25 protein-coding genes and 1 tRNA gene are annotated in these 26,052 nt (G+C 62.0%); 13 read left to right on the forward strand and 13 right to left on the reverse strand.

Annotation, left to right across the window (positions count from 1 at the left end):
- Positions 1 to 39: 39 nt before the first annotated feature.
- From AC1Q5P_RS12720 to AC1Q5P_RS12740, 5 genes are all read right to left on the reverse strand, one after another.
- Entirely contained in the window at positions 40 to 627 is a 588-nt protein-coding gene (locus AC1Q5P_RS12720; RefSeq protein WP_492519126.1) for an HD domain-containing protein, read from the reverse strand.
- 62 nt (positions 628 to 689) lie between these two features.
- Positions 690 to 2,141, reverse strand: coding sequence for an MFS transporter (locus AC1Q5P_RS12725; protein WP_039337921.1), 1,452 nt, complete (start codon positions 2,139 to 2,141; stop codon positions 690 to 692).
- Positions 2,142 to 2,145: 4 nt separating this feature from the next.
- A complete protein-coding gene (locus AC1Q5P_RS12730; protein WP_492519127.1) occupies positions 2,146 to 3,825 on the reverse strand; it encodes a GMC oxidoreductase in 1,680 nt (559 codons plus the stop codon).
- A 12-nt stretch (positions 3,826 to 3,837) separates the two neighbouring features.
- A complete protein-coding gene (locus tag AC1Q5P_RS12735) occupies positions 3,838 to 4,464 on the reverse strand; it encodes a gluconate 2-dehydrogenase subunit 3 family protein (RefSeq protein ID WP_492519128.1) in 627 nt (208 codons plus the stop codon).
- A gap of 124 nt (positions 4,465 to 4,588) precedes the next feature.
- Positions 4,589 to 4,894 (reverse strand): ArsR/SmtB family transcription factor, encoded by a 306-nt coding sequence (locus tag AC1Q5P_RS12740; protein WP_062341928.1) that lies wholly within the window; start codon positions 4,892 to 4,894, stop codon positions 4,589 to 4,591.
- Positions 4,895 to 5,004: 110 nt separating this feature from the next.
- Here AC1Q5P_RS12740 and AC1Q5P_RS12745 point away from each other — a divergent pair, with 110 nt between their 5' ends.
- Complete coding sequence (locus tag AC1Q5P_RS12745; RefSeq protein WP_492519129.1) at positions 5,005 to 5,928, forward strand: MBL fold metallo-hydrolase; 924 nt, start codon at positions 5,005 to 5,007, stop codon at positions 5,926 to 5,928.
- A gap of 10 nt (positions 5,929 to 5,938) precedes the next feature.
- Positions 5,939 to 6,724, forward strand: coding sequence for a sulfite exporter TauE/SafE family protein (locus AC1Q5P_RS12750; protein ID WP_492519130.1), 786 nt, complete (start codon positions 5,939 to 5,941; stop codon positions 6,722 to 6,724).
- Here the strand turns inward: AC1Q5P_RS12750 and AC1Q5P_RS12755 are convergent.
- Positions 6,721 to 6,999, reverse strand: a complete 279-nt coding sequence (locus AC1Q5P_RS12755; protein WP_492477414.1) for a hypothetical protein — start codon at positions 6,997 to 6,999, stop codon at positions 6,721 to 6,723. The genes AC1Q5P_RS12750 and AC1Q5P_RS12755 overlap by 4 nt on opposite strands.
- A 465-nt stretch (positions 7,000 to 7,464) precedes the next feature.
- Between AC1Q5P_RS12755 and AC1Q5P_RS12760 the strand changes: the two genes are divergently transcribed.
- Positions 7,465 to 7,896, forward strand: coding sequence for a VOC family protein (locus tag AC1Q5P_RS12760; RefSeq protein WP_039337913.1), 432 nt, complete (start codon positions 7,465 to 7,467; stop codon positions 7,894 to 7,896).
- Between the two features lie 93 nt (positions 7,897 to 7,989).
- Here AC1Q5P_RS12760 and AC1Q5P_RS12765 read toward each other — a convergent pair whose 3' ends face one another.
- Both AC1Q5P_RS12765 and AC1Q5P_RS12770 read right to left on the reverse strand, forming a co-directional pair.
- Positions 7,990 to 10,401 (reverse strand): TonB-dependent receptor, encoded by a 2,412-nt coding sequence (locus AC1Q5P_RS12765; protein WP_039337912.1) that lies wholly within the window; start codon positions 10,399 to 10,401, stop codon positions 7,990 to 7,992.
- A gap of 77 nt (positions 10,402 to 10,478) precedes the next feature.
- Positions 10,479 to 11,603 carry an LLM class flavin-dependent oxidoreductase gene (locus AC1Q5P_RS12770; RefSeq protein WP_039337910.1) on the reverse strand — a complete coding sequence of 375 codons (1,125 nt, stop codon included), beginning with the start codon at positions 11,601 to 11,603 and terminating at the stop codon, positions 10,479 to 10,481.
- Between the two features lie 234 nt (positions 11,604 to 11,837).
- Between AC1Q5P_RS12770 and AC1Q5P_RS12775 the strand changes: the two genes are divergently transcribed.
- Positions 11,838 to 12,449 carry a TetR/AcrR family transcriptional regulator gene (locus AC1Q5P_RS12775; RefSeq protein WP_305082412.1) on the forward strand — a complete coding sequence of 204 codons (612 nt, stop codon included), beginning with the start codon at positions 11,838 to 11,840 and terminating at the stop codon, positions 12,447 to 12,449.
- A gap of 9 nt (positions 12,450 to 12,458) precedes the next feature.
- Here AC1Q5P_RS12775 and ribB read toward each other — a convergent pair whose 3' ends face one another.
- Complete coding sequence (gene ribB / locus AC1Q5P_RS12780; protein ID WP_039337909.1) at positions 12,459 to 13,604, reverse strand: 3,4-dihydroxy-2-butanone-4-phosphate synthase; 1,146 nt, start codon at positions 13,602 to 13,604, stop codon at positions 12,459 to 12,461.
- A 46-nt stretch (positions 13,605 to 13,650) separates the two neighbouring features.
- On the reverse strand, positions 13,651 to 15,405 hold the full coding sequence (locus AC1Q5P_RS12785; RefSeq protein ID WP_492519131.1) for a class I adenylate-forming enzyme family protein: 1,755 nt from the start codon (positions 15,403 to 15,405) through the stop codon (positions 13,651 to 13,653).
- Between the two features lie 186 nt (positions 15,406 to 15,591).
- Between AC1Q5P_RS12785 and AC1Q5P_RS12790 the strand changes: the two genes are divergently transcribed.
- The 3 genes from AC1Q5P_RS12790 (at position 15,592) to AC1Q5P_RS12800 (ending at position 18,108) form a co-directional block, all read left to right on the forward strand.
- Positions 15,592 to 16,431 carry an enoyl-CoA hydratase/isomerase family protein gene (locus AC1Q5P_RS12790; protein ID WP_082013515.1) on the forward strand — a complete coding sequence of 280 codons (840 nt, stop codon included), beginning with the start codon at positions 15,592 to 15,594 and terminating at the stop codon, positions 16,429 to 16,431.
- A gap of 106 nt (positions 16,432 to 16,537) precedes the next feature.
- Positions 16,538 to 17,470 (forward strand): SMP-30/gluconolactonase/LRE family protein, encoded by a 933-nt coding sequence (locus tag AC1Q5P_RS12795; protein WP_492519132.1) that lies wholly within the window; start codon positions 16,538 to 16,540, stop codon positions 17,468 to 17,470.
- A 50-nt stretch (positions 17,471 to 17,520) separates the two neighbouring features.
- Positions 17,521 to 18,108: a TetR/AcrR family transcriptional regulator gene (locus AC1Q5P_RS12800; RefSeq protein WP_039337906.1), complete on the forward strand. Its 588-nt coding sequence runs from the start codon at positions 17,521 to 17,523 to the stop codon at positions 18,106 to 18,108.
- 45 nt (positions 18,109 to 18,153) lie between these two features.
- Here AC1Q5P_RS12800 and AC1Q5P_RS12805 read toward each other — a convergent pair whose 3' ends face one another.
- Genes AC1Q5P_RS12805 through AC1Q5P_RS12815 form a run of 3 tightly spaced genes read right to left on the reverse strand, consistent with a single transcriptional unit; the run spans position 18,154 to position 21,034 of the window.
- Positions 18,154 to 18,651, reverse strand: a complete 498-nt coding sequence (locus tag AC1Q5P_RS12805; RefSeq protein WP_492519133.1) for a flavin reductase family protein — start codon at positions 18,649 to 18,651, stop codon at positions 18,154 to 18,156.
- Positions 18,648 to 19,913: a cytochrome P450 gene (locus tag AC1Q5P_RS12810; protein ID WP_492519134.1), complete on the reverse strand. Its 1,266-nt coding sequence runs from the start codon at positions 19,911 to 19,913 to the stop codon at positions 18,648 to 18,650. Before AC1Q5P_RS12810 ends, AC1Q5P_RS12805 begins: the two co-directional genes overlap by 4 nt.
- Before the next feature lie 38 nt (positions 19,914 to 19,951).
- On the reverse strand, positions 19,952 to 21,034 hold the full coding sequence (locus tag AC1Q5P_RS12815; protein ID WP_492519135.1) for a zinc-binding dehydrogenase: 1,083 nt from the start codon (positions 21,032 to 21,034) through the stop codon (positions 19,952 to 19,954).
- Positions 21,035 to 21,332: 298 nt separating this feature from the next.
- On the opposite strand from AC1Q5P_RS12815, the gene AC1Q5P_RS12820 reads away from it, so the two are divergent.
- From AC1Q5P_RS12820 to AC1Q5P_RS12845, 6 genes are all read left to right on the forward strand, one after another.
- Positions 21,333 to 22,079: an SDR family NAD(P)-dependent oxidoreductase gene (locus AC1Q5P_RS12820; RefSeq protein ID WP_492519136.1), complete on the forward strand. Its 747-nt coding sequence runs from the start codon at positions 21,333 to 21,335 to the stop codon at positions 22,077 to 22,079.
- 46 nt (positions 22,080 to 22,125) lie between these two features.
- Positions 22,126 to 22,896: an enoyl-CoA hydratase-related protein gene (locus AC1Q5P_RS12825; protein WP_492519137.1), complete on the forward strand. Its 771-nt coding sequence runs from the start codon at positions 22,126 to 22,128 to the stop codon at positions 22,894 to 22,896.
- A 227-nt stretch (positions 22,897 to 23,123) separates the two neighbouring features.
- On the forward strand, positions 23,124 to 24,761 hold the full coding sequence (locus tag AC1Q5P_RS12830) for a flavin-containing monooxygenase (RefSeq protein ID WP_492519138.1): 1,638 nt from the start codon (positions 23,124 to 23,126) through the stop codon (positions 24,759 to 24,761).
- Between the two features lie 44 nt (positions 24,762 to 24,805).
- Positions 24,806 to 25,177 (forward strand): 2Fe-2S iron-sulfur cluster-binding protein, encoded by a 372-nt coding sequence (locus AC1Q5P_RS12835; protein ID WP_492519139.1) that lies wholly within the window; start codon positions 24,806 to 24,808, stop codon positions 25,175 to 25,177.
- Positions 25,178 to 25,351: 174 nt separating this feature from the next.
- A tRNA-Pro gene (locus tag AC1Q5P_RS12840) sits at positions 25,352 to 25,428 on the forward strand.
- Positions 25,429 to 25,600: 172 nt separating this feature from the next.
- Positions 25,601 to 26,017: an Arm DNA-binding domain-containing protein gene (locus AC1Q5P_RS12845; protein WP_492519140.1), complete on the forward strand. Its 417-nt coding sequence runs from the start codon at positions 25,601 to 25,603 to the stop codon at positions 26,015 to 26,017.
- The last annotated feature ends 35 nt before the right edge of the window (positions 26,018 to 26,052 follow it).

Raw genomic sequence — 26,052 nt, forward strand, 5'->3', positions numbered from 1 at the left:
CCAATCGTGACAGAGTGTATCGCCTTGCTTCTGGCCGCCTCAGGCTTCCGCCATGGCTTTCTTGTACACGCTGTTCAAAGGCCGTTCGAAGAGGCGCATGACCATCGGCTCGAAGAACTCGAGCGGCAAGGTGTCATAGTTCGGGTCGAACGCCGGGCAATCGTACTTCTCGATGAACTCGGCCGTCGCCGCAGCATAAGGGTGATCGGCGAACTTGTCGCGCATGTTGCGATCGAGGCCGATGAAGTGGAAGAAGTTGTAGCCCTGGAAAATGCCGTGGTGCTGGACGATCCACAGCAGCTCTTCCGAAACGAACGGCTTGAGGATCGCAGCGGCAACGTCCGGGTGGTTGAAGGCACCAAGCGTGTCGCCAATGTCGTGCAGCAGGGCCATCACCACGTAAGCCTCGTCCCGCCCGTCGCGGTGGGCACGGGTCGCGGTCTGCAGGCAATGGGTCAGCCGATCGACCGCAAAGCCCCCGCAATCGCCCTCCAGCAGGCGCAAGTGATCGAGCACGCGCGCGCCGCCGCTCTGCGCAAAGGGCCGCATGTGGGTCATGATCGCGTCCCAGTCTTCCTGGGTGCCTTCGTTCATGGTATGGAACTTGGCGGTAGGCAGGTCGTCCATGGCGATCATCCTCTCACGGTGCGCCTTGGCGGCGCATCTCGTTTCGGATGAGATTATCGCGTTTATGCTGCTTGGGAAGAGGCCTCAGGCGCAAATATCTGCCCTGGCAGGGAAAGCGCCAGCACAAGGCAACCGACCAACAGCACGAGGATGACGGCAAGCGCTGCGTAGATGCCGCTGCTGCCCATCGCCAGTTCCGGTCCGCCCAGCGCGAAATAGGCGCTGCCGACCAGCGCGATGCCGAACGCGCTGCCCATCTGCAGCACGGTCTTGAGAATGCCGCTTGCGGCACCGGCGTGGCGGCGGTCGACCCGAGCCAGCGCCACCGGCGAGACCGGGCCCGAAAGGCAACCCATCCCCACACCCGCCAGCAGAAGCGCCGGGAGCAACAGCGGCAGACCGGGGCCACCCCACGCGATCCAGGAAAGGGTGGCTGTATCAGCCACAACCAGAGCCAGCGCCGCAGAAACCAGCACCCACTTGCCCATCTTCGCGAGGTAGCGCCGCCCGAGGAAACCCATGCCGAGCATGACGCCAGCACTGAACGGGATGTGGACGAGGCCCGTCTGCAGGGGCGAATAGCCGAGCCGCGATTGCAACGCATGGGCGAACACGAACAGGAAGCCTGTATTCGCGGCCGAGAAGATCAGGCCGATCAGCGCGCCTGTCCGGAACAGGCCGTTGTGCAGCAGTTCCGGATCGAAGATCACCGGTCTGCCCGCCCTGGCGCGGCGGTTGAGCCCGGCCCACGCCGCCCACATCAGCAGCGGCGATGCCGCCAGCAGCGCGAGGCTTGCCGCATCCAGCCCGGCATGCTCGCCCCGCACCAGCGGGAACAGCATGGCCGCCAGCGCCGCTCCGAACGCGAGCGTGCCGATAACGTCGATCTTGGCGCCCTTGTGCGCGATCTCGCGGGGCAGATAGCGCCACCCGGCCGTGAACGCTGCGATGCCGATGGGCAGGTTGATCAGGAAAACCGTGCGCCAGCCGAGACCTGCGATGTCTGCCGAGATCAGCAGCCCGCCGATAATCGGCCCGGCGATCCCGGCAAGCCCGCCGATCACGCCGAACCACGCCAGCCGCCCGATGCGCTCGACCGGATCGTAGAGGATCTGGATCACCGCCATGACCTGCGGCGCCATGATCGCGCCCGCCGCGCCCTGCAGAACACGCGCAGCAATCAGGAAATGCGGATCGGCCGCCGCGCCACACAGCAGCGAGGCCAGCGTGAAGCCTGCAACGCCGGTCAGGAACATCGCCCGCCCGCCGAACAGGTCACCCAGCCGCCCGCCGAGGATCAGCAGCAAGCCGAACGCCAGCGAATAGCCCGCCGCGATCCACTGCGCCGCGCTGCCGCCAAGGTCCTGCCCGCGAGCAGCGAAGTCAGCCTGCATGGCCGGGAGCGCGGTGTTGATGATCGTGACGTCGACGATCTCGAGCACCAGCGCGGTGATCAGCGTGAAGAATGCGAGGCTCTTCTGCCTCTCGGTCATGCCGGCGATAGTCTGGGCCATCTCCTCAGATCACGCCTTCGCGGAGCATCTTCACCGCCGCATCGCAGGCCCGCGCTGTCAGCGCCATGTAGGTCAGCGATGGGTTCTGGCAGGCCGACGATGCCATCTGCGCGCCGTCGGTCACGAACAGGTTCGGGATGTCGTGCGCCTGGCTCCACTTGTTGAGCACCGAGGTCTTCGGATCGAGGCCCATGCGCGCCCCGCCCATTTCGTGGATCGCCGTGCCGCCCGGCCCCGGCTTGTCGAGGCCCATGATCACGGTGCCGCCCGCCGCGGTCATCATTTCGGCGGCATCGGCCTTGGCCTGCGCCAATGCGGCCTGCTCTTCCTTGCCGAAGGCGAAATCGACGTGAAGCTGCGGAATGCCGAAGCGGTCGGTCCTGGTCCGGTCCAGAGTAAGGCGGTTGCTGTCGCGCGGCACGCAGTCGGCAAAAGCGACCAGCACCATGCGCCACATGCCGGGCTGGTGCAGCTTGTCCTTCAGTTCCGCCCCGATTCCGGCCTCGCGCTTGCCCGCACCCCAGTTGCTCTGCAGCGCGCCGCCCTGGAACGAGAAGCCGCGGGTATGGCCCTCGCCATCCATCGCATCCATGTTGCGATAGCGCGCGATGATCGCCCCGGTCGGCCGGTTGCCGAACGTGGTGCGATCGTTGAACTGCGGGAAAAGCGCGATCGTCGAAAGCGTGTTGGCGTGATCCATGATCTGGGTGCCGAGCACGCCGCTAGAATTGCCAAGGCCAGTCGGCATCGCCTCGCTGCGCGAATTGAGCAGGAGGTGGACCGAGTTGAAGGCGCCTGCATTGAGGAACACCAGTCGCGCCGTGGGAGCCCCCCGCGTCCCGTCCTTCGTGTTGACATAGCGCACGCCAGTCACGCGCTTCGTCTTCGGATCGTAGTCCACGCCTTCAACGATGGCATCGGTCACCACGGTCAGGTTGCCGGTGGCCTTCGCTGCCGGAAGCGTGCTCGACTGCGTCGAGAAGTAGGCCCCGAACGAGCAACCGCGCGTACAGATCGAGCGGTTCTGACATTCCGAGCGGCCCTCTTCGGGCTTGGCGACGGTCATGTTCGCGGTGCGACCGATAGTCAGGCAGCGGCCGAACTTGTCAGCCACGACCTTGCGCACGTGCTCCTCGACCACGTTGAGCTTCATGCCCGGCTGGAACTTGCCATCGGGCAACTGAGGCAGGCCTTCCGGGCTGCCCGAAACGCCGATGAATTCCTCGACCTTGTCATACCATGGCGCCAGATCGGCATAGCGGATCGGCCAGTCGGTGCCGTGGCCATCGCGCTTGTTGGCGCCGAAATCGTAATCGGACCAGCGATACGACTGCCGCCCCCAGGTGAGCGAGCGACCGCCCAACTGATAGGAGCGGAACCACGTGAAATCGGTATCCGAACCGGTCGAGTACGGGTTTTCCTTGTCGTTGACGAAGTGCCCCTGGGTGAACTCGTTGAAGTGCCGGTTCTTCATCTGGACCTGGTATTCGCGGGCATAGAGCGCCGCATCGCCGAGGCCACGGAACGGCATTTCCCAAGGGGCCTTGTTCTCGGTCTCGTACTCGCCGTGGACGATTTCGCGCCCACGCTCGATCATCAGGACCTTGAGGCCGGCCTGCGTCAGTTCCTTGGCCGCCCAGCCGCCGGTGATACCGGAGCCGACCACGATCGCGTCGAATTGCATGTCAGTCAGTCCTTATCCGAAGTCGACCGCGGTCCAGTCGTTGGAAATCGCCCTGAAATCGGGCGTCAGCGGCAGGTCGGGATCGAAACGGCCAGGGACCGGCTCGTAGCGCAGCTCCTGCGCGCCACCGACTTCGCTGGTGTAATACCCCGTCAGGATCAGGCCCTTGATGGCCTTCCACGGGCTCTCGCTCTCGCGGCTGGCGAAGGCTTCGGCATCCACCGCCTTCACTGCGGCAAAGCGTTGCGCTGCCGGCGCCTTGAGGAAACTGCCGCCAGTCCGTCCGTCGAGCTCCTTCTCGAGCCAGGCGACGTGCCGTATCGAGCCGTCATTGCGCGCAAACCGGGCATAAGCCGTTGGGTCCTTGAGCGGCGAACGCGACCCATCAAGCCCGTGGGCGAGCGCGAGAATCGCAAAATCGCCTGCGCCAACGTCACCCGCGCCGGGGGTTGCCGAACGCGGGATCACCAACTGGCTGACCTCCTTCATCATGAGGCGCTGCCCGTTGCTCGGCGCTTCCTCCGATTCGAGTCGGGTCAGGCTCACGGCGGCGGCGGGCACGCCAAGCGCCAGGGCGATCAGCGCAGAGGCGCTGACGAATTCGCGGCGATTCCAGCCGCGCTGCGGATCATTCTGCATCAACCGAAGACTCTCCCGGCGCACGGATGACCGCGCGCATTCAATATAGAATGAATACTCTAATTTGGATCGATGACGCAAGACTCTTCCTGCATCCGATCCAGCTTATTGATCAGTGATTAATCTAGCGCTTTTCGCAGATCTCGCAAAGGGCGTGAATGATCGCGCGGACGATCTCGTCCTTCAGGCTGTAGAAGCGCACCTGCGCTGCCACGCGACTGTCGACCACGCCTTCGTCGCGCAGGCGCGCAAGGTGCTGCGATACCGCCGACTGCGACAGGCCGGTCAGCTCGACCAGCTCGGTTACCGAAACCTCGCCCTCGTCCATGCGGCAAAGCATGAGCAGGCGCTCGGGGTGGCTCATCGTGCGCATCCGCCCGGCCATCGCGGCGGCATTCTGCTTCAGGTCGGCAAGGCTGGCGGGCTTCATAAGCTCAGCAGATAACGTCGATTGCGCCACGCACAAGACTGCAAGGCCAGTTAAATTACACTTGCCTTATATTAGGTAAAAGTTATATACAGGAGCAAAGGAGTCTTCCGATGTCGGACCATGCCATTGCTACCGCCGCCGCCCAGATCAGCGCCACTCGTGCCTCGGCCGTAGTGCCCGTCGTGACCACCTTCTTCGACGAGGCAACCTTCACGGCGACCCATGTCGTCCACGATCCCGCCACCTTGCGCGCGGCTGTGATCGACCCGGTGCTCGATTTCGACCAGGCCTCGGGCCGCACCAGCCATGCTTCTGCCGACCGCGTCATTGCCCATGTCGAAGCGCACGGCCTCACGGTCGACTGGCTGCTCGAAACCCATGCACACGCCGATCACCTGTCTGCCGCCCCCTATCTCAAGCAAAGGCTCGGCGGGCAGATCGTCATCGGCTCAGCGATCCGCACCGTGCAGGACGTTTTCGGCAAGGTCTTCAACGAAGGCCCGGCTTTCGCCCGTGACGGCAGCCAGTTCGACCTGCTCATGGACGACGGCCACGCCTTCCGCGTAGGCGAGATTGAAGCCGTGGCGCTGCACGTTCCCGGCCACACCCCCGCGTGTCTCGCCTACGTCATCGGCGATGCCGTGTTCGTCGGCGATACGCTGTTCATGCCTGACTACGGCACTGCCCGCGCCGATTTCCCCGGCGGCGACGCGCGCACGCTCTACCGCTCGATCCGCCGCCTCATGGCCTTGCCCGACGAGACGCGCGTGTTCCTGTGCCACGATTACAAGGCCACGGGCCGCGACCAGTTCGTCTGGGAGACGACCATCGGCGCCGAACGCATTGCCAACGTCCACGTCCACGAAGGCGTCAGCGAGGACGAGTTCGTCGCGATGCGGGAAGCGCGCGATGCCACGCTCGGCATGCCCAAGCTCATTCTGCCCTCGATCCAGGTCAACATGCGCGCAGGCCATCTGCCCGAACCAGACAGCAACGGCGTGCGCTACCTGCGCCTGCCGGTAGACCTGTTGTAAGGGGCCGGCGGTGATCTTCGATCTGCAACATCTCCTGGCGAGCCTGTCGGGGGTAATCGTCGGTTTCGTCCTCGGCCTTGTCGGCGGTGGTGGGTCGATCCTTGCCGTGCCGCTCATGGTCTATGTCGTCGGCGTCGCCAGCCCGCACCTTGCCATCGGCACGAGCGCACTGGCCGTGGCGGCAAACGCGCTGTCGGGCCTCGCCAGCCACGCCCGGGCGCGCAACGTCAACTGGCGCTGCGGGGGCATGTTCGCCGCAGCGGGCGTGCTCGGCGCGGTCGGCGGATCGGCGATCGGCAAGGCCTTCGACGGCCAGAGCCTGCTTGCCCTCTTTGCCTTGCTCATGCTGGTCGTCGCCTTCCTGATGTGGCGAGGCCGCGGCAGCGAAGGGATCGAGGGCGTCGTCTGCAACCGCGACAACCTGCCGCGCGTGCTCGCCTTCGGCGCCGGCACCGGCCTGCTCTCGGGCTTCTTCGGGATCGGCGGTGGCTTCCTGATCGTCCCGGCCCTTGTCGCCAGCACCTCGATGCCCATCGGCCGCGCCATCGGCACCTCGCTTGTCGCAGTCAGCGCCTTCGGCCTTGCCACCGCGCTGAACTACGCCGCGTCGGGAATGCTCGACTGGCCCCTGGCGATTGCGTTCATTGCCGGCGGCATTGCCGGATCGCTCATCGGCACCAGGGCTTCGACCCGGCTTGCCGCAAGCAAGGGCACACTCAACACCCTCTTTGCCGGACTCATCGTCGTCGTGGCGCTCTACATGCTTGCGCGCAGCGGCGCTGCACTGTTCGGCTAGGCCTCTGATCCGGGGGCGGCCGTCTCGACCAGTTCGGCAATTTCGAAGGCAAAGCTCTTCCAGCCCCGCATCTTCGCCGCCTCCTGGGCCGGAGCCCGCTTCTTGCGGGCCTCGGCGAGCGACCGGGTGTGGCCCCAGAACACCTCGGTCTTGCCGTTCTCCAGTTCGGCGACGATCCGCCAGTAGTGCGTGAAACTGTCGGTCGTCGGCCCGATGGTCTTCACGTAACCATCGGGCATCGTCGCAGTCAGGTATCGGCGCTTGCGCTTGCTCATCGCCGCCCTCTGTGCCGCGCTGCAGTCCATGGAGCAATCCACCAAAGCGAACTGGCGGGACGTTTCCGCTTGCGCGCAGGGATTGGGAAGATAGCCGGTTGCCGCGGAACAGTCCGAACGCAAACGACCTGCGCGAGGCACGACGGCTTTCTTACGTCGGGTTCGCATGGGCGCGCCAAGAGGTTCATCTTCTGTACGGCAAGAATGCGTGATCGAGGCTCAGAAGCGGTTCGCAGTCGGAGCGGAAATGTCCGTCGCGCTGCACAGGATGGAGCGCGGTGGCGACTTTCGAGCATTTCTGTGGCAAAGTCCGCCAGTGAGCTGCCAGCCCGATGACAGTCGTTGCTCAACCCGCGACCACTCCTGCCACACCGTTTCGGCGATCAGGTAAAAGAAACAACTCGCAAGAGACGGTCCGATGCGCCATTCTTGTCCAGGAAAGGTCCTGCGAAAGCTTACTATATTATGTCTAACGCACCTTTCACGCTATTGGGTATCGATCATGTCGTAATCCGAGCGGCCGACGCGCGGCGACTGGTCGATTTCTACGTGAGCGCTCTTGGCTGCACGATGCAGTGGGAGCGGCCCGAGCTGGGATTGTATCATCTCACCGCCGGATCCGCCCTGCTCGACATCGTGAGCATTGACGGGCCACTGGGTGTATCAGGCGTTGCGGCACCGAGTGGGACCGGGCGCAACGTCGACCATGTCTGCTTCCAGGTCGATGCAATCGAGCCTGAAGCGCTCGGAAAGCACCTACGCGAGCTCGGCTTGGAAATGGATGAGCCCAAGACCCGTTTCGGCGCACAAGGATTTGGCGTTTCGGTCTACCTGCAGGATCCAGAAGGCAACGGGATCGAACTGAAGGTGGCAGCTGCTGCGCCAGCGAACCGGTAGCTGATCATGCAAGCCAGATCATATTGAACTGACGAAGGAATCCGGGGGTCCGGAGCTGGCATTCGCAGCCCCGGACCCACGTCGCGTGCAACCTCAGAACTTGACCGAGATTTCCGCACCGATGGTGCGGGGTTCGCCCGGGTATGCCGTGTTGACGCCGTTGGATGCACCCAGCGCATAACCTGAAATGTAGTAGGTCTCGTCGGTAAGGTTGCGGACGAAGACTGCTGCGGACACCTGGCTTCCCATGATTTCCTTCCAGTTCAGCCTTGCGCCGACATTCCAATACCCATCGAGGTGCGTTCCGGGCGTGGAAGTGCCGTTGGTGTTCGAGAAGAAGAAGCCGGTCTGGCCGTAGTAGTCGCCGCGCAGGCTGATCTTGCCGATCTCGGCGGGAACCGGGAACTTCACCTCGATGTTTGCAGATCCTGCCCACTTCGGTGCGTCTGGATAGGAATCGACTTGCAGGCTGCCGACGAACGGGATGGGTACGGTACGCTTGGTGTACTTCGCATCGGTGTAGGCCAAGTTGAACCCGACATCGAGCCAGGAGGTCAGACCGGCGAAGGCGTCGACTTCGAAGCCCTTGGTCTCGGCCTGCGGCACGTTCACCGTAAACCCTGCCGGAGCGCCACCCACCAGCGCGTAAAGGGCGCGTTGGGCGTCCTTGACGATGATCTTGTAGGCCGCGACGTTGAACTGAACGGGGGCACCCCCGATACGGCCATTGAACTTGTAGCCCAGTTCGAAGTCGTGAACCTTCTCGTTCTTGAAGAAGTTGGCGGGCTGGCCGGTGAGCGGATCAGTGAACGGCGCCACCGTGCCGTTCAGGTTGCCCGAACGGAAGCTGCCGCGCTGGTTGAAGTAGACCATGTTGTTCGGGTCGATCTGGTACTGCAGGCTGGCGGTCCATGCCGGAGCCGAAAGCTTCCTGCTCTGATCTGCGGCTGGCGAGTTGGGATCGACGCCGAACACGTTGCCGGGTGCCTGCCGGATGCCGACATTCTCCCAAGTATAGCGACCGCCAAGCGTTGCGGTAAGCGCTTCGGTAACCTTGTAGCTTACCTGAGCAAAGACCGCCTTAGATTCCTGACGGTTGCGATAGGCGTAGGAGATATCCGCAATGCCGCCCGGGACCACGTCCGCGCCGATGTTGATCGGGATGATCTCAAAGCGCTTCTGGTTCGAGTAAAACACGCCTGCGGTGTAGTTCAGGCGGTCATCCAAGAGGCTGCCCTGAATCTGCAGTTCTTCGCTGAACGTCTTAGACCGGAAGGTCTGGCCGCCTGGTGCGCCGGTTGCGTTGATCCCGGCCAGCTTGAACAGCCAAAGCGAGCCGAACGGGCCGCCCGCGAGGTTGCCAGGGGTGTTGGACTTGCCATTCATGTAGCTGAAGATGTTCTTCAGCTTGGTGTCGGCACCAATTTCAAGCTCGGTCGTGTTCGAGACGAAAACGTTCTCGGCACTGTGCGGGAGATCGTACTGAAGCCAGACCTTGTAGGGGTTTGCACGGGTGAATCTTGTGTACCCTTCAACGCCGCCCGGGAAGAAGCCAGGAGCAGCTGGACCATCGTTGTTGCCATAGATGGCGGCGAGAGTGTTGGTCAGCCCGCTGACAGGTATGTGATTTGTACCGTCGCTGACGAACTGCGGGTTCGTCGCCGAATTGTACGTGTAGATGCCGCCGACGCCTTCGGTCCCCTTGACGCGATCATACTGGACGATCGTGATATTCTTCAGCGTATCGGTAGGTGTGAGCAGCAGCGTTGCACGCCCGGAGCGGCTGTTCTTGTCGCCCAGCGTGTTCCCGGTGTTGATGTTCGTGACGTAGCCGTTGCCGCGCGTCGCGTCGAATGCGAGGCGCAGGGCAGCCTTGCCTTCAGAAAGGGGCAGGTCAACGGCAGCCTGAATTTGCCCGTAGTCGCGTGAAGCGCCACGGACAGTCACGTATCCGCCAAAGCTGTCCCCAGGCATGGGAGTGGTGTAGAGAACCGCACCGCCAGTGGCGTTACGCCCGAACAGGGTACCCTGTGGCCCCTTCAGCACCTGGATCGACCCCAGATCGAAGAAGGCCGTGGCCGTGTTGCCGGGATTGTATGGAGCTTCATTGAGGTAAGGCAGGACCGCAGGGCTGGTGCCCGAGAACGGGTCCAGTGACTGGCCGCGCATGCTGTAGCTCAGCTGATTGGAGTTCTGGCCATTCTTCACCTGAAGACCAGGGACGAGCGTTCCGATATCCTGCTCGCTGGTAATATTCCGGTTCTGCAGCGCTTCCGATCCGAACGCGACGACCGCGACGGGAACCTTCGAAAGCCGCTCTTCACGGCGCTGCGCCGTGACGACGATGTCCTGGGTGGCTACTTCTTCCTGCGGCTCGGCGGTTTCTGCCTGAGCTGCAGCCACCGAGGGCAGCAGGAAGCACGAAGCGATTACTGCAAGACTTGCGCCGCGGAGATTGCGCGCCCCGTTCTTGATCGCGGCATAGCCATGATGCGAATTGGTCATTGTCCCTTCTCCCGTCTATATTCTCGTTGGAAATCTGGTGCCGGTCGCGAGCGCGCCGGCACCAAGCACTTTTGGTTTCAGGCTGCAGCGAGCGCTTCAGGCAGCTTGACGCGCGGCGCCACTTCCTTCGCGAGCAACTCGAGCGAGTTGAACCACGGCGAGGGGTCGTCGTAGTAGTCGTGCGCTTCCACCTGGAGCGTGCCCCAGCCGCCGCACTTGGCAAACAGGGTGTTGAGCTTGTCGACGATGGTATCCGGCGATCCGACCACGAACACGTTGTCGACGAGGAACTCGAGGTCGGCCTTGAGGGGATCGATACCCGCATCCTTGGCAAAGCCATCCATCATGCCGAACCGGCGCCAGATCGGGATCAGGTAGCGCTCGAAGCAGTAGCCGATCGGCCCTTCCATCACGAGACGCTTGGCCTCGGCATCGGTGTCAGCACAGAAAACGGTCTGCGAAACGGCATGGCGCTGACGGTCGGGCGTGAACCCGGCCTTGATGTTGGCTTCCGAGTAGGTTTCCCAGTGCTTCTTGAGCGCATCGATACCAGAAAAGATCGACACCGGCTTGAAGTTGCGCTCACCCGCAAGCTTCATCGATGGCGAATTGTAGCTGAAACCGGTGACGGCGAATTCGGGGAAGCTGCCACCATAAGGAGCGTAGTTCGCGAGCATGTGCTGCTCATCTTCCTCGGTCTGCGCAGGCTCTTCCTCGGGGAAGCCGGCGCTCCAGAACTTGCCTTCGTAGAAGAACGGTTCGCGCTTCCAGATCTTCTCCATGATGAAAAGCGATTCACGGACCATTTCGTTGAGGAACGCGGTGTCCTGACCGTTCTTGATGCCATGGATATAGGAGGCGAGCGGATAAGCGCCCGCGCCGATGCCCATGAAATAACGCCCTTCAAGGATCTGCGAGAGCCAGCCGACCATCATGGCGAGCTTCGCCGGGTGCTGGTGCGGGAGGATGTGCGCCATCGGAGCAAACTTGATGTTGTTCGTCTGCAGGGCAGCAGCCGCCATGATCAGCTCGGGGTTCGGGATGTTCTCCCAGATCTGCGACGCATGCTCCGAGATCATCATCGAGCTGAAGCCGATCTTGTCGCAGTGGACCGCACTCTGAACGCCCCATTCGAACGTCTGCCGGGCGGTGCGACCGGGACGCATGTAGGGGTGAAAAATCAAACCGGTGTCCATCGCCATGTCATCTCTCCCATGTGTCTTAAAATTAAGCCATGTGGGTTACATGCCCATAGGTGCAGGGTTCGTCAATCCGGAAAATTCATCTCGAAGCTGATGCCGGCGTGCTCTGGCCGCATGCGAGATGCCTGGTTTCTTGACGAAACTGGCGGATTAGCCCAAATGGCTTAAATGCCTACGAAACCTGCCTTGCGGCCGTCCGCTCCGACGAGTTCGATCCTGAATCAGGGGCCTAAAGTGGCCCTCATTCTGGCGGCGGAGGTCCTGTTTGCTCGTGATGGAATAGAAGGAGCGTCCCTGCGGGAGATCGCTTCGCAGGCCGGCCAGCGCAACCACCACGCGGTGCAATATCACTTCGGCTCGCGTGATTCGCTGGTGCAGGCAGTGTTCGATTACCGAATGAACCAGATGGAAGAGATGCGCGGCCTGATGCTTGCCAAGGCGGAAGCGGAAGGCAAGCTGAACGACCTGCGCACCATCGTCGAAGTGATCTTCCTGCCACAGATCCAGCTGATCGACGCGTTTGGCGACCATTCGTATGCCGCGTTCCTGACGGCCTATCTTCAGCGTTATCAGGCGCAGCAGTTCGGGCAGTTCGGCGATCACGTCGCCCCTCAGCTCGCGCGGACGCTGGCCCTGCTACGCGCGTGCCTCGACTATCTGAGCGAAGCAGCAGCGCAGCGCCGCCTTATCACGGCGTGCTTCATGTTCCTCAACATTCTCGTCATCCACACCCGTGACAGCGACAGCCAGGAGGAGCGCTTCGAGGATGCCGTGGAAGACACCATCGGCCAGATCGTTGCCGCATTCGCTGCGCCGGTGCGGGTCGGCACAGAAATCGCCGCCTGAAGATCCGGCTCAGAAATCCGGCAGGATCCTGAGCGGTGAATCGGGGCGGTTCTCGCGCAATTCGGTTCGCCCGTTGATCGTCAGGCCGAAACCTTGCAGCGCGGCAAGCTTGGCCTTGCTTGATGTCAGCAAGGTCATCTGCTGAACGCCGAGGTCGATCAGGATCTGCGCGCCGATCCCGTAATCGCGGTTCGCGTTCTTCTCGTGGTACTCGCGCCGCCCCCCCGCTACGCGACGGGAGATCGACTCCGGATCCGGATCGCGCACCAGCACGAGCGCGCCCGGACCGGAATGATCCGAAATGAAACGGAGGGCCCGCCGCAGGTAATCGGGCGCCGCGGTGTTCCAGCCAAGTACGTCGGTCGTGAGATCGACCTGATGCACGCGGACAAGCGTGTCCTCGTCGGGCCGGATCTCACCCTTGACCAAAGCAACGTGTTCGCCCCCGTCGATCTTGTTGCGATAGACATGAACCGTCATGGGAGAGGGGCAGAAGTGGCTCTGGAAAGGCGCGGATGCCATTTTCTCGACCAGTTGCTCGGACGAGCGACGATAGGCGATAAGATCAGCGATCGTACCGATCTTGAGCCCGTGCCTTGCGGCAAAGACCCTCAGGTCCGGCAGGCGTGACATGGTGCCGTCGTCATTCATGATCTCGCAGATCACGCCGGCGGGCGTAAGCCCGGCGAGACGGGATATGTCGACCGCCGCCTCGGTGTGCCCTGCCCTGACCAGCACTCCGCCATCGCGAGCTGTCAGTGGGAACACGTGGCCAGGTGTGACCAAGTCGTCTGAACCTTTGGTGGGATCGACAGCGACGGCGATGGTTCGCGCCCGGTCGTGCGCAGAAATTCCGGTGGTGACCCCTTCCTTCGCTTCGATCGACACGGTGAACGCCGTGCCGTAACCGGACTGATTGCGCGGGGCCATCGGCCTCAGTTTCAACTCCGCCGAGCGTTCCTGCGTGATGGCAAGGCAGATCAGCCCGCGGGCGTGACAGGCCATGAAGCTGATCTGCGCCGGCGTTGCAAACTGCGCCGGGATGATGATGTCACCTTCGTTCTCGCGGTCGTCGGCATCGACGAGGATGAACGGGCGGCCTTCCACGGCTTCGCGGATGATATCCTCGATAGGGGAGATTTCGGCCTCGATCATTGCGGGCATTCCTTCGATTCTCGTGCAGCCGGATTGCATCGCATCCTCAGACCGCCTTCTGTTCGGCGAGCATCTCCAGCGCGATCTTGCGCAGTTCCGCCTTCTGTACCTTGCCGGTCCCGGTCTTGGGCAGCGCCTCGTCTGTCGTGAACCAGACGTCGCGTGGCATCTTGAAAGCGGGAATACGTTCGCGAAGGTAGGCCATGACGTCCTCGACGGTGATCGCGCTGCCTTCTGCACGCACGACCCAGGCGCAGCCGCATTCGCCGAACTGGTTGTCGGGCATGCCAATGAAGAAGGCTTGCGAGACCGCAGGATTGGCGGTGAGGATCTGTTCGAGTTCCTTGGGCGAGACGAGCTCGCCCTTGCTCTTGTAGAGTTCCTTGGTGCGCCCGGTCAGGAACAGGTTTCCGTCCGGACGGAACTGACCGAGGTCCCCCATTCTGATCCAGCCTCCGTCGAGGAAGAGTGATGCGGTCGCCTCGGGTCGGCGGAAGTAGCCCTTGCTGTTCATCGGGCTTCGGCAGCACAGCTCGCCGGGCGTGCCCCAAGGCAGGTCTGCCCCGGTTTCCGGATCGATCGTCTTGAACTGTGCGATCCGGCCGTCCTGATCGGCCATGCCTGCAATCCCGGCCTCGACGATGCGACCTTGCGTCTCCGATACTATCTCGATCGAATCTCCGGGCGCGGTACAGATCACGGTCGCGGTGACTTCGGTCTGGCCATAGCTGGTGATGATCTCATCGCATCCGAAAGTGGCGCGGATATCCTCCCACACCCAGCTCGGCGTGGGCGCTGCAGCGCTGTGAATCGCGTTGAGGGAAGACAGATCGTAAGCTTGTCGCTTGGCCTGCTCGAGCAGGGCGATTGTCATTGTGGGCACGCCCATCAGGTAGGTGGCGCGATGGCGTTGCGTGGCATCGAGGATCTGGTGCGGATCGAACCGCAGCAATGGAATGATCGCGCCGCCCGCAACCATGCCCGAAAGCAGGCCGACGACGAGACCGAAACCATGGTAGAGGGGAAGCGAGAAGACGGCGCGGCGGCCATCCTCGAACGCCTGATGATAGGCGCCGGCGTACATCGCCCGTAGAAGGTTGTCGTGGGTGATCTCGACCCCTTTCGGAGAGCCGGTGGTGCCCGAAGTGAACAGGATGAGCGCGGTGTCGTCTCCCGCGATATCCCCGCTACGCACGCCGGAAGGGGCCGGGACCGACAGTTGCTGGACCAGATGCTCAGGAACAGCGCGGTCGAAGATCAGCCCGCCACGCAGTTCAGGCAACTCAGCGCACGTGCCAGACTGCCAACCGGGGATAGTTTCGTCGAGCTCCTGCTCCAAATTGCGCGAGCCGAACCTGTCCATGGCGATGAGCAACGCACAACCGGCTTCGGCCAGCGCGAACCTGATCTCATCCGGTCTGTAGAGAGTATTCAGCGGCACCGCGATAGCACCGGCCCGCCAGATGGCGAACAACAGCGGGACTGTCAGGGGATCGTTGGCCATGATCAGGCCAACCCTTTCGCCCTTGGTGATGCCTCGCGCCTGCAGACCGGCGGCAAGCGCAACAGACTGGCGGGCAACGTCGGAGTAGGTGAGCACGTCGTTGTCAGTGATGACCAGCGGACGTTCGCCGAAATCGTTCGTGCTCCAATCGAGATAGCCGTGGAGGCTGCTCCAGACCCAGGCAGGATGGCGAGCGGCAATCGCGTGCCTCCGGTCATCTGCACTCATCGCAAACATGTCAGTCGTCTCTCCCGATGCGCCTTCCGGCAACCAGCCGGTAGAGCGCAAAATGCCCATCAAGGCACGAATGCTGGCCTCGTCGCAAAGAATTCTGCCTAATACGATTTAGGTTTGCCCTAATTTAAGCCACGTGTAAACAGGTGAGGCCGATGAGATGAAACAGAAGTTCGGAGCGTGGCGCCAATGGCTCACGGGCCATTGCCGGCACGGCGACCCGGACCGGTGTCCGGACAGGAGATGACGATGGACATGGATGGAGTTGTCCTCGAGGAAGGCGAGGCGATAGACTGGATCGTCTTCAATCGCCCTAAGGCCGCAAACGCCTTTTCGGCGGCAGTGCTCGAGCGATTCACTGCGCTGGTCAAGGATCGGCAGACAAATGGCGCTCCGGTTCTTGGTATCCGCGGAAATGGCCGTGGCTTCAGCTCTGGCATGGACCTTGGCCAATACAGCGCGACGAGCGGCCCTACGAGCGATGTGATGAGGCTTTCCTCATATGTCGAACGCTGGCTCGACCTCTGGCGGCACCCCAAGCCCATTATCGTTGCGGTGCACGGCTATTGCATTGGCGTTGGGGCACAACTTGCTTCGTTTGCAGACATCCTGGTGGTCGCCGACGATGCGGTGATCAGCGAGCCTACCATTCCAATCGGAGGCGGCTTCATCGCCCCCGCCTGGACCAGCCATGTCGGTTCACGAAGAGCCAAGGAATTCGCGTTCCTTCCGGGCAACCGCATCGACGGGCGTACAGCGGCCGAATGGGGCTGGGCGAATTGCGCCGTGCCCGCGTCGGAACTCATCGCGTGCTGCGAAAGCCTGGCCCAGCGCATGAAACTCGTGCCACCTGCGGTTCTCACCATGAAAAAGCGCTCGATCAACCGGGCCATGGAAGCAGCGGGCTTCCATGCAGCCCTCTCCGCAGTTGCGGAAAGCGACGCGCTTCTCCACCTCGAACCCGAGGTTTCAAGGATCAGGAACCGCCTCAAGACCGAGGACCTGAAGGCCGTGGTCAAGGATTACGCAGGCGAAAGCTCGCAGGAAATCTTCCGCCGCCATCAGGTTCGCGCCGCTGAACAGGGCTGAGGTTACAAAAGAGTTGTCGAGACAGACTAATTTTAATTAGGCTGGCGCTATAAGGAGTCGAACACTTAGACCAGGGTTCGACATTTCGGGACAGGACGATGAGATGATGGAAGGTGAACGGTGGCGCTGCCTCTGGGACGCCAAGGCTATCCTCGGCGAAGGTACGATCTGGGATGACCGCGATGGCTGCATCTACTGGGTCGACATAGAAGCGCCCAGCGTGAACTGGTTCAATATCGAGACCGGCAGCAAGGGCACCTGGGTTCCCCCCAAATGGGTCAGTGCATTAGCGCCCAGATCGTCGGGTGGGTTCATTGCCTCTTCGGCCGACGGGTTCGTGCATATCGATCCCCAAGCGGGAACCTACCATCCGCTCGTCCACCCGATTGCCGATCCGCGCATCGCCAGGTTGAACGATGGCGTGGTCGATCGTAGCGGTCGCTACTGGTCAGGTTCGTGCGATTGCAGCCAGTGGGACGAAAGCACCACGGCCGAGGACAAGGAGAGCACGCTCGGCAATCTCGACGCGCGCAATACGGGCGAGCTTTACCGCCTGGACGCGGACGGAACCGTGTCGTCGCAAGAGCAGAACATAGTGACGGCCAACGGTCCGGCCTTCAGCCCCGACGGCAGGACCGCCTACGTCAACGACTCGATGCCTTTGGTGAGTTGGGCCTATGACGTCGATGCTGACGGCAACCTCTCGAACCGGCGCGACTTTCTCCGTTTCAAGCCGGACGACGGTTATCCTGACGGGATGGCGGTGGACGTCGAGGGTTGCATCTGGATGGCGTTTTACGAAAGCCGGATGCTGCGCCGGTTTGCTCCGGACGGCACGCTCCTGGAAGAGCGCCGCCTGCCGGTAAGGCGCGGCCTTCGCCCAGCCTTTGGCGGCACAGACTATTCGCGGCTGTTCCTGATCACCGGCTCACAGGGGTATGGCGCCGACCAGTTCGCGCAGCAGCCTTTGGCCGGCGGGCTTTTCGAAATTCTTGATCCTCCTGCCGCTGGCGTGCCAAACGTTCCATTTGCAGGTTGATCACAAAGCCCCGGTGCATCAGTTGTGCCTGAACCAAACGAAGATTGATCATGGCACAAGTTGAAAACGGCAAGACTCGCATTCTTGATTCGGCGGCGACCGCCCTTCGACAGAAGGGCCTTGCCGGCGCGAAACTCACAGAGATTGCCGCCGGTGCCGGGATGCTTGCGCCCAGCATCTATCATCACTTTTCCTCGAAGGACGATCTGGTCGAGGCAGTGATGATGGAAGGCATATACCGCAACAATCGCCACATCATGGCTCAGGTCGAAGTGCTTGGCCCATCGGCGACCGCGCTGGAACGGCTGCGGGCGGCGATCGAAGCGCATATCGGCTTTCTGCTGACCGGCGATGACTATTCGTCGGCGGTTTCCCGCGTATTCGACGATCTGCCTGCGGAGATGAAGGGCCGGGTACTGGCGGCCTATTCCAGTTTCGACAACTACTGGCGCGATCTGATTGCCGCAGCGCAAGCCGATGGCTCGGCAAGAAGCAGCCTTGATCCGACGGTCGTCAGGAAGTTCCTGATCGCCATGCTCGACTCCTGCGCCACATGGTACCGGCCGGGCAAGCTGGCGCCTGCCCAGATCGCGGAGCAGGCTGCGGACCTCGCCTTGAACGGTTTTGCCAACGAGTAACGCGGCCCCGCCCTGGGCGCAGGGCCGCGACCGGCATTGGGACAATCAGGCGGCAGGCAGGAGCGATGCAACCTTGCCGTAGCTTCCCTTGTGAAACAGCAGGGGATCGCCGTCGCCTGCGACGCCGAAGCTTTCAACAGCACCGAGAACCAGCAGGTGGTCCCCCGCATCGCTTACGGAGTGCGTCGAGCAATCGATCCAGACGAGTGCCCCGTCGATCATGGGAGCGCCACGTGGCGAGGTGGAGTGCGCTATGCCTTCGAACTTGCGCGGGTCCTTCGACGCCAACTTGCGGCAGATATCTTCCTGCGACGCACCCAGCACGTTCACGCAGAACCCGTCGCAAAGGGACAGCGCGCCCCAACTGCTCGACTGCTTGTCGGGGAAGAAGCCGACAAGAGGCGGTTCGAGCGATACGGACGTGAACGAACCGACGATCATCGCGGCTGGCGCGCCATCCAAGGACATCGCCGTGATTGCACAAACCCCGGTAGGATAATGGCCGAGGACCTTGCGGAAAGATGCCTTGATCTCGTCCATCATGCCGGAACCTTCTGCCGCTCCCACTCAAGCGGAATGTTCTCGACCGCCGCCACGATACCCGAATGGTAGATCGGCCTCGCTCCGTCCTTGAGCCTGAACTCGGGAATGCGAGCGAGCCATTCCTGCAGCATCACGGTTACTTCCAGCCGCGCAAGGTGCATGCCTGCACAGCGGTGCGGCCCTTGCGCAAAGGTGGAGTGGGTGACGTCCCGACGGGAGAGGTCGACGGTCATCGGATCGACATGCTGCCGATCGTCAAGGCCATGCAGGGCTGTCGGCAGGAGAATGAGATCGCCCTCCTTCAGTTGCGTGCCATGGAACTCCATGTCGGCAACGACATAGCGGGCATCGGAAACGACGGCGAAGCGACGGAACAGCTCTTCAACCCCGCGCTGCAGCTTGAGTGGATCGCTCCTCATTTCAGCCACCGTTTCCGGATGTCGAGCGAGGTAGATCATCATGAAACCGAGGAAGTTGACCACGGTATCAAGCCCACCGAGCAGCAGGAGCGACACGAGGCCGAGCGCCCGGTCGTCGGGCATGGGCTTCCCGTCGATCTCGACATTGAGAATGCGGGTGATCAGATCTGTCCCACTGCCGCCCCTGCGCTCGGCAATGATGGGCGCCACGTATTCAAAGAAGCCGCGGTTTGCCGTTTCCAGCGACCGACCCTGCTCCTCGGGCGTGTTGCCTGACGGACGGGTCATCTCGTTTGCGAGAAGGCCAAGCTTATGTGCGTCTTCCATCGGCAATCCGGCCAGTGCGAGAAAGACCCGCACTGGAAAGACCGTCGAAAACTCGCTGCCAAAGTCGCAGCTTCCCCGATCGGCGAAGCTCTCGATGATCTCAACCGCAATGGTCCGGATCTGCTCTTCGAGCTTGCGGATCTCGGCAAGGTTCAGACCCTTGTCGATGGCCTTGCGATAGGGCGTATGCTCGGGCGGATCGAGCTTGGTGGGCACCATATCGTAGGCTTCACCCGCCTCGCGCGGGACCCAGATGACCCGGCTCGAGAAACGTTCGGGGCTGCGATAGACTTCGTCGATAACCACGCCGCGCGTTGCGATCCAGTGCCCACCCGTGAACGGAGTCCAGACCAGCGGCGGGGTATCGGGCTGCTGCACCCGCTTCCACGCTTCGTGGAAACCTGCCTCCAGTCCGTCAAGGTCATAGGCGTCGATCTCGCGTATCAGGTCAGCGGGAACGTGGGGCGGCGGGGACACGCGATGTTTTTCAAGTGCTTTCGGGGTTTCGGCGTTCATCGGTCCTGTCCTTGAATTCTGGTCTGTCACCCAAAGGTTCAGCTGATCGACGGGTCGATCACCGCCTTGGTAGCGATGCCGGTCTTGGTGGCGCGAAGCGCTTCGGCAGCTTGCGAGATGCCGAAGCGGTGGCTGACCAGTTCGGCAAGCGGCACCTCGTGCTGCACGCGCGCGGCGAACTGCATGCCGTGATAGTAGTTCTTCGGCGCAGGGAACGATGCCCCACCGACCGTGAGGTTCTTGAGCGTCAGGTCACGCGGCGAGATTGGCTGCGTTCCGATCGCACCCCAGAGCCCGAGGATGATGTAGCGGCTGTGGATGCCACTGATGTCCACGCCTTCGGGAAAGGCGGGCAGTGCGCCTGCCGCTTCGATCACGATATCGGGGCCCTGCTTGCCGACGCGATCATAGATCATCCGCTTGCGCTCGTCCTGTGGCAGGCCGAGCGACACCGTTGCGGTTGCACCAAGCTTCAATGCGGCTTCGAGCCGGGAGGGCGCAGCGTCGATCACGATCACTTCGCGGGCTCCGGCCTGCGCCGCAACCAGCACCGCAGAGAGTCCGACCGGTCCAGCGCCTTGCACGACTACACTATCGCCGAAGCGCACCGGTCCGCAGCGATCGAAGCCGCGCAGCACGGTTGGCAGCGCGCAGCCGAGCGCAGCAACCGCTTCGGGGATGGCGCCATCCGGCAAGCGGTAGAATGGCATCGAATTGGGAAGCCAGGCGAAATCGGCGTAGCTGCCCCAGTTTGGCTTCGATGCATCCTCGAAGTAGCGGCTGTTCTCGCACGGCGTCTCTTCAAGGATCGTGCAGGAATAGCAACGGTGGCACAGCGCGATGGGCGACCATACGACGAGATCGCCGGGCTTGACCGGCACACCTGCGTAATCGGTGGATACGCCCGCGCCGAGCTCGATGATCTCGCCGACGCCTTCGTGACCGAGGATGATCGGGAAAGGCATCTCGCCAGCCTCGCCGGTCATGATATGGACATCGCTGCCGCACACGCCGCCCAGCACCGTGCGCACGAGCGCGCCGCCCGCTTCGGGAGAATGGACGTTCACCTCCCAGGTTTCGAGGCGGTTGGTCTCAACCAGGACCGTTGCCCTGCCCTTCATCCGTCATCTCCTCTCGACATGAAGCCGCCGGAAGCCACCGCAGCTCTTTCATTGCAGCGAAGCTATCCAACTAATCACAATTAGTCCATAGGATTGATCCGGCCCACGGCAGGAAAGCCGCCAGCGAACAGATACAAGCGCGCAAAGCGCGAAAATTCCCATTTTTACGGCCTTTCTCGGGTTCTGTTCAGCGACAAGCGCCGACATCTCCCTCAACAAAAGCCGTTGTCGCTTTGACAAAATTTGATAACATCACCTGAATCACGATTAGGTATCGACGTTCGAGAGGAGATGCACAATGGCAAGGCTGGCAGGCATGACCGCGATAATCACGGGTGCCGCGCGGGGAATGGGGGAATCGCATGCCCGCACCTTCGTAAGGGAAGGCGCAAAGGTCGTCCTTACCGACCTCAGCGAAGCTGCAGGCCACGCACTGGTCGAGGAACTGGGCAGCAATGCCATATTCCTGAAGCAGGATGTGACGGATCCCGGCTCCTGGGATGGCATCGTCGAAGCCGCAGTCCGTCAATTCGGGACTATCGATATCCTCGTAAACAACGCCGGCATCCTTGGCCCCATGGCGGCAACCGACAGCCTTGACGACGACGGTTACCGCAAGGTCTGCGCCGTGAACCAGGACTCGGTCTTCTTCGGGATGCGCGCAGTCCTGCCCGTCATGGTCAAGGCCCGGAAAGGCTCGATCGTCAACATCTCGTCGATAGCCGGAATGGCCGCAAACTACGGCTTTCCCAGCCTTGCCTACGTCGCCAGCAAGTTTGCCGTGCGCGGCATGACCAAGGCGACTGCCGTGGAATTCGGCAAGTACAACATCCGCGTCAATTCGGTACACCCGGGCTTCATCCAGACGCCGATGATGGTCGAGGCCACAGACGAGGTGGGCGGCGATGCGTTGTCGCAGATACCGCTCGGTCGCATCGCGGACCCGTCCGAGGTTTCCAATCTGGTGCTGTTCCTGGCGTCGGACGAGGCTTCCTACATCACGGGCGCGGAACACCTCGTCGATGCCGGCATGCTGGCGCACTGAGAAAGACGAACGAGGCGCGGGCGGGAACCGGGGAAGGATCGGACAAATGGCGCTGATCGAAACATCCACCGCCGGGCACGTCGGCTACATTACCTTGAACCGGCCGGAAGCGCTCAATGCCATCAACGAGGAGATGGACCAGCTTCTCGGCGCAGCGTGGGACAAGTTCGAGACCGAGAGCGGAATCTGGGTCATCGTCCTGCGCGCCAACGGCGAACGCGCGTTCTGCGCCGGGGGTGACATGCACGCACCGCCCACGGGCAGCAGCGGCCTGTCGTTCGGAGGCGGGATCACCGGCATTGGGGGACGGCTGCGGCCGATCTCCAAACCGGTGATCTGCGCGACTTACGGCCACGTTCTCGGGCTAGGCTTCGAGATCGCGATGTGCGCCGACATCATCGTTGCCGCCACGACCTCGAGATTTGCCTTGCCGGAAGCCCGCGCGGGAATCATCGATCATTGCGGAGTGGTGCACCGGGCTGTGCGGCAGTTGCCCCACCATGTGGCGATGGCGATGATCCTCGCCGGCGAGCCCCTGGATGCCGCGCAAGCCACGCATTACGGACTCGTCAACGAAGTCGTCGCGCCCGACTGCCTGGAGCATGCGACCACGCGCTGGGCCGATAAACTGCTTGCCTGCTCGCCCCTTGCGGCGCGAGCGGCAAAGGAGGCCGCCATCGCAGGGCTGGAAGGATCGCTGACCGAGGCTCTGTCTGGCACCTACCCCGGCATCCGCCGCTACGCCGAAACCCGCGACCGGACCGAGGCTATCGATGCCTGGTCGGGACGCAGGAAGCCACATTGGGCCGGAACGTAAGCAGCTAAACTAATACCGGTTAGCTTGAGTTTCACAAGCCTGCGCATCTTCGCGCATTAGATTCCCTGTGAAATGCGCCATGATTTGGAGATCTTTTCGAGAATCTCCCAACAACCGTCAAATCATGTTGCCTCAAAACCTAATTTTGATTAGTTGTAATTTAGCGATTCAGGGGTGCTATTTCCAGAGCGCACTGCCCTGCGCCCGAACAAGGCCGAGGAACGCCAATGTCAGATTCAAATAGTCCAATCGTGGTTGATGCCGTCGTTGTCGGCGCGGGCGTCACAGGGATCTACCAGACGTATCTCTTGCACCGGAAAGGCATGTCGGTGCTCGGCGTGGACGCCGCCGACGACGTTGGTGGAACGTGGTACTGGAACCGCTATCCGGGCTGCCGCCTTGATACAGAGAGCTACGCCTACGGCTACTTTGCGATGACGGGAATAATACCCGACTGGAAGTGGAGCGAGCGGTTTGCGGGGCAGGCAGAAATGCTGCGTTACGTGAACGCTGCGGCCGATGCGATGGACGTGCGCCGACACTACAGGTTCAAGACGAAAGTGCTGAGCGCGCACTTCCTCGACGACGATAAGCGTTGGAAGATCACGCTCGACAGCGGCGAGACGGTCCACACACGCTTCTTCATTTCGGCCACCGGTCCGCTTTCGGCATCGAAGATGCCGGACTACAAGGGCATCGACCTGTTCAAGGGCCAGGCCTTCCACTCCTCGCGCTGGCCCCGCGATGACCAGGGCAATCTTGCAGGCATGGACTTCGCCGGCAAGCGCGTTGCAGTGCTGGGCACCGGGGCGACCGGCGTGCAGATCATTCCGATCGTGGCGGAGACGGCGGGCGAGCTGTTCGTGCTGCAACGCAATCCGAACTGGTGCACGCCGCTGGGCAATACACCGCTCAGCGACGAGGACATGAACCTGATCCGCACCCGCTACCCGACCATCCTCGAATACGTGAAAACTACCGACACCGCGTTCCCGTATCACCGCGATCCGCGCAAGGCATCTCAGGTCTCAGCCGAAGAGCGCGAGGAGTTCTTCGAACGACTGTATGACCAGCCCGGCTACGGCATCTGGCTCAGTGGCTTTCGCGACCTGTTGCTGAGCCGTGAATCCAATCAGTTCCTTGCCGATTTCGTGGCCAAGAAAATCCGCCAGCGGGTCAAGGACCAGACGGTTGCGGAAAAGCTCATTCCCACCGACCACCCATTCGGCTCGAAGCGCGTCCCGATGGAGACGAACTACTACGAGGCGTACAATCGCGAGAACGTGCATCTCGTGGATCTGAAGGCCGCGCCAATCGACGAGTTCGTCGAGAACGGCGTGATCATCGGCGGCGAACTGCTCGAGGTCGACGTGATCATTTTCGCAACCGGCTTCGATGGCGTTACCGGCTCGCTTGACCGGATAGACATCCGTGGACGCCAGGGCCAACGACTGATCGACGCCTGGGCCGACGGGCCGACGACCTACCTGGGCCTGCAGACGCGCAACTTCCCGAATTTCTTCGCGCTTGTCGGGCCGCACAACGGCTCCGCTTTCTGCAACGTCGGTGTCTGTGGTGCGCTGCAGGCTGAATGGGTCACGCAGATGTTGCTCTATATGGCGGCGCGTGGCTTCGAGACTGCCGAGCCGAGCGAAGCGGCGGAAGCCGCATGGACCGAGGCAATCTACCGTGACTTCGAACGGACGCTGATGGCCGAAACAAACGCTTGGTGGATCAAGGTCACCCACAAGCCCGACGGCAGCGTGGTTCGACGCACGCTCGTATATGTAGGCGGAGGCCCAGAGTATCGCCGCCGCTGCGAGCAGGTCGCCTATTGCGATTACGAAGGCTTCGAAATGGCCTGAGCCTGCGATATCGCAGGTTCACCCCTTTCTTCAGCAGGCATGTCATGATCGATCTGAAAGTCGTCAAGCGCGACGGTACCGAACTCTCCATACAGGCAAACCCGGGCTGTTCGGTGATGGAGGCGCTGCGGGACAACGGCCTCGATGAGCTGCTGGCACTTTGCGGTGGCTGCTGCTCCTGCGCCACATGCCATGTCTATATTGAGGCCGGGCCAAACGGAACCGACCACGTGGGGGGTGCAGACGAGGACGACCTGTTGGACAGCTCAGACCACAGGCAGGAAAACTCACGCCTTTCCTGTCAGATCATGCTGGACAAGAAGATGGACGGCATGATCTTGCGGATCGCGCCGGAAGACCAAGCGCCACTGCCAGCGCTACTTGGTGCCGCGAGCACTCATCACGAAATGAGATGAGACAAATTGACATGCCCGCTTCAACCTGTCATGCGCCGCCACCTTGGCTGGCCACAGTCGAGGCGATCAAGGTCGCTGCATTACGTCCAGATTACGCCCGACAGGGTGCATATCGTGGCTCTTGCAGCGTCTTGGACGAACCCAAAACCCCCGGAAACAGGGGTTTCTCCCGGTCGGGGAGTAGCGCAGCCTGGTAGCGCATCTGGTTTGGGACCAGAGGGTCGTAGGTTCGAATCCTATCTCCCCGACCAAAAACCTGATTTCAGCCATTCCCGATAAATCTCTATTCTTCCCATAAATGGCTAATTTACAGCAATTTATGGCCAGTTATTGATCCCATCCAGCTTCATCCAATCCCAAGCCAGCCCGTTGGTAAGCTGGTAATCGTGTTGGTAAGGTGGTACTGTCTTTTCAGTTACCAACATGCTCACCGACACAGCGATCCGCGCCCTGAAACCTGGCCCTCGCCCGATCAAGAAGTCGGATGGGGGCGGACTTTTCATTCTCGTCACGCCGGAGGGTAGCAAGCACTGGCGGCTGGCCTACCGATTCCATGGCAAGCAGAAGCTCCTCTCTGGAGGCCCCTACCCTCTCGTCAAACTCGCCGATGCCCGCAAATGGCGCGATGAGGCCAAGCTCGATCTTCTTGCCGGTCGCGATCCCTCAGCGGTGAGGAAGGCTGCGAAGCAGGCACTGAAAGCGGCGTCCGAGAACTCCTTCGAGACCATCGCTATGGAATGGATCGAGGCACGCCGCTGCGCCTGGTCGCCTCGTTATGCAAAAATCATCGAAACCCGCCTGCACAGCGACATCGCAGTTGAAGGGTCAGCGACATCGTAGATGACGTGTGGGGGGAAGCGGAGGCCGGGCGTAGC

It is taken from the genome of Novosphingobium sp. GW835-FHT14H07, assembly GCF_058793515.1.

Excerpts from the sequence above, each read along its gene's own strand:
- AC1Q5P_RS12720 (WP_492519126.1), bottom strand. The coding sequence starts at position 627 with ATGGACGACCTGCCTACCGCCAAGTTCCATACCATGAACGAAGGCACC.
- AC1Q5P_RS12725 (WP_039337921.1), bottom strand. The coding sequence starts at position 2,141 with ATGGCCCAGACTATCGCCGGCATGACCGAGAGGCAGAAGAGCCTCGCA.
- AC1Q5P_RS12730 (WP_492519127.1), bottom strand. The coding sequence starts at position 3,825 with ATGCAATTCGACGCGATCGTGGTCGGCTCCGGTATCACCGGCGGCTGG.
- AC1Q5P_RS12735 (WP_492519128.1), bottom strand. The coding sequence starts at position 4,464 with ATGCAGAATGATCCGCAGCGCGGCTGGAATCGCCGCGAATTCGTCAGC.
- AC1Q5P_RS12740 (WP_062341928.1), bottom strand. The coding sequence starts at position 4,894 with ATGAAGCCCGCCAGCCTTGCCGACCTGAAGCAGAATGCCGCCGCGATG.
- AC1Q5P_RS12745 (WP_492519129.1), top strand. The coding sequence starts at position 5,005 with ATGTCGGACCATGCCATTGCTACCGCCGCCGCCCAGATCAGCGCCACT.
- AC1Q5P_RS12755 (WP_492477414.1), bottom strand. The coding sequence starts at position 6,999 with ATGAGCAAGCGCAAGCGCCGATACCTGACTGCGACGATGCCCGATGGT.
- AC1Q5P_RS12760 (WP_039337913.1), top strand. The coding sequence starts at position 7,465 with ATGTCTAACGCACCTTTCACGCTATTGGGTATCGATCATGTCGTAATC.
- AC1Q5P_RS12765 (WP_039337912.1), bottom strand. The coding sequence starts at position 10,401 with ATGACCAATTCGCATCATGGCTATGCCGCGATCAAGAACGGGGCGCGC.
- AC1Q5P_RS12770 (WP_039337910.1), bottom strand. The coding sequence starts at position 11,603 with ATGGCGATGGACACCGGTTTGATTTTTCACCCCTACATGCGTCCCGGT.
- ribB (WP_039337909.1), bottom strand. The coding sequence starts at position 13,604 with ATGATCGAGGCCGAAATCTCCCCTATCGAGGATATCATCCGCGAAGCC.
- AC1Q5P_RS12785 (WP_492519131.1), bottom strand. The coding sequence starts at position 15,405 with ATGGGCATTTTGCGCTCTACCGGCTGGTTGCCGGAAGGCGCATCGGGA.
- AC1Q5P_RS12790 (WP_082013515.1), top strand. The coding sequence starts at position 15,592 with ATGGACATGGATGGAGTTGTCCTCGAGGAAGGCGAGGCGATAGACTGG.
- AC1Q5P_RS12795 (WP_492519132.1), top strand. The coding sequence starts at position 16,538 with ATGGAAGGTGAACGGTGGCGCTGCCTCTGGGACGCCAAGGCTATCCTC.
- AC1Q5P_RS12800 (WP_039337906.1), top strand. The coding sequence starts at position 17,521 with ATGGCACAAGTTGAAAACGGCAAGACTCGCATTCTTGATTCGGCGGCG.
- AC1Q5P_RS12805 (WP_492519133.1), bottom strand. The coding sequence starts at position 18,651 with ATGATGGACGAGATCAAGGCATCTTTCCGCAAGGTCCTCGGCCATTAT.
- AC1Q5P_RS12810 (WP_492519134.1), bottom strand. The coding sequence starts at position 19,913 with ATGAACGCCGAAACCCCGAAAGCACTTGAAAAACATCGCGTGTCCCCG.
- AC1Q5P_RS12815 (WP_492519135.1), bottom strand. The coding sequence starts at position 21,034 with ATGAAGGGCAGGGCAACGGTCCTGGTTGAGACCAACCGCCTCGAAACC.
- AC1Q5P_RS12820 (WP_492519136.1), top strand. The coding sequence starts at position 21,333 with ATGGCAAGGCTGGCAGGCATGACCGCGATAATCACGGGTGCCGCGCGG.
- AC1Q5P_RS12825 (WP_492519137.1), top strand. The coding sequence starts at position 22,126 with ATGGCGCTGATCGAAACATCCACCGCCGGGCACGTCGGCTACATTACC.
- AC1Q5P_RS12830 (WP_492519138.1), top strand. The coding sequence starts at position 23,124 with ATGTCAGATTCAAATAGTCCAATCGTGGTTGATGCCGTCGTTGTCGGC.
- AC1Q5P_RS12835 (WP_492519139.1), top strand. The coding sequence starts at position 24,806 with ATGATCGATCTGAAAGTCGTCAAGCGCGACGGTACCGAACTCTCCATA.
- AC1Q5P_RS12845 (WP_492519140.1), top strand. The coding sequence starts at position 25,601 with ATGCTCACCGACACAGCGATCCGCGCCCTGAAACCTGGCCCTCGCCCG.